This is a genomic window from uncultured Leptotrichia sp., assembly GCF_938036635.1.
In the GTDB taxonomy this organism is placed as follows: Bacteria; Fusobacteriota; Fusobacteriia; order Fusobacteriales; family Leptotrichiaceae; genus Leptotrichia; species Leptotrichia hongkongensis.
In genome coordinates this window covers 1-1,706 of the sequence record NZ_CALHQO010000246.1, presented here as the reverse complement: position 1 = coordinate 1,706, position 1,706 = coordinate 1, and the positions used below count along the sequence as shown (strand labels likewise).

At 26.0% G+C, this 1,706-nt stretch carries 2 protein-coding genes; both read right to left on the bottom strand.

Going from position 1 to position 1,706, the window contains the following annotated elements:
• Window positions 1-43: 43 nt before the first annotated feature.
• Window positions 44-715: a hypothetical protein gene (locus Q0370_RS04715; RefSeq protein WP_299572791.1), complete on the bottom strand. Its 672-nt coding sequence runs from the start codon at window positions 713-715 to the stop codon at window positions 44-46.
• A gap of 80 nt (window positions 716-795) precedes the next feature.
• On the bottom strand, window positions 796-1,689 hold the full coding sequence (locus Q0370_RS04710) for a YafY family protein (RefSeq protein ID WP_299572788.1): 894 nt from the start codon (window positions 1,687-1,689) through the stop codon (window positions 796-798).
• Window positions 1,690-1,706 lie beyond the last annotated feature (17 nt).

The window sequence follows — 1,706 nt, the reverse complement described above, 5'->3', positions numbered from 1 at the left end:
AATACGACAATAAAATATTGCCATATTTATTAATTTTTATAATTTATCTCATCAATTCTGGACCATAACCAAAACCAAGATATTTGTAAATAGCATTGTTTATGGTGTAATCTTGAATTACTCCCCATGTATTAGGATATTTTTTTACATATACTTTGATATCGTTTTCCATATATTGTAAATTATTTCTTTTAACTAATTGCAAATAAAATTCAGAGCCTTTTTCTAGCAAAAAGTTTTGATATTGTTTATTGTTCATTTTTGAAATTTTTTTCTTTTCTTCGTTGCTAATTTTTTTTATGTAATTTTCTAATTCAGAGGCATGAGCTGTAAAATTAGGACCTTTAATATGCACAGTTAGGACAGCTGTACCATTTTTAATTTCGGCATCCAATACTTTGTATGAAATTTTTGAGTTTGCGATTATTAAATAATCTGCAGAATTTTTTAATGATTTATTTGTCTGACTTGCTGCAATATCTTCTAAATTTTTTTTACGTTGATTGCTTACATTTTTTCCCCAAATTTCATTTGTACCTTCCACAGAGTTTGTAAAAACATTCTTCTTGACATTTTCAGGACTTGTGTGAAATTTCATAAAATCATAAAAGCTGTTGATTACGGCTTGTTTTTCATCATTTGAAGTATTGTTTTTGGCATTAGAAAATCCAAAGATGCTAAAAAATAAAAATGTTACTGTTAAAAATTTTTTCATTTGCAACACTTCCTTTCGTTTTTAATATTTTAGAAAATTATAGCATTTTATTCTTGAAAAAAACTTTGAAAAATATTTTCCTATTTATAATTTTCCTTCATTTTTACAATTTTTTCAAACAAAATTTTCTTTATTCTCTCTGGCTCTTTTACCTTCAAATGTTCTCCAAAAGATAGAAGATAGCCGTAAACCCATTCATTTTCAGGATATTCCATTACAATTTCAAAATTGTCATTTTCCATTTTGTTTATATTCTCTTCAGAAAATTCATCATAAACACGATATGCCTGTGATTTGTCTATTTCAACTATGATTTTTATATTTTTTACCATACTTTTTTTGTTATTTATTTCAAAGTCTTTGATTGTTTTTTCAAAATATTCGTTTGTTAAAGTCAGATTTTTAATTCTTGTTATTTTAAATTGACGAATATCATTTTTTTTGTGGCAATAGGCAAATAAGTACCATGCTTTTTCTTTAAACCATAAATTTAAAGGGTCTGCTTTTCTTTCATAATGTTCGCCTTTTGTGTTAAAATAGTTAAATTTTACGGTTTGTTTAGTTAATATTGCCTCTTTAATTTTTTCAAATAAAGTGTCGTCATCGCAATTATATCTTGAAAAGTCTATTTTTATCCAGTTGTCTGACTTTTTGTTAAAAATAGTTCTTAATTTTGAAAGAGTTTTATTGTTGTTAGGATAATTAGTGGCATTTAAGCTTTGAAGGGCATAAAGTATTTCGTTTTGCTCATTTTGTGAAAGTAGTGATTTATTTATGACATAGTTATCCATTAATTTTATTCCACCAGATTTTCCCCTTTGAAAATATACTGGAATACCAGCAGAAGAGAGAATGTCAATATCTCTATAAATTGTTCTGACTGATACTTCAAAATGTTCAGCAAGATCTTTTGCAGTAATACTCCTTTTCTCCAGCAATAAATATACAATTTCAAATAATCTGTTGATTTTCATAATAACTAAACTCCTTA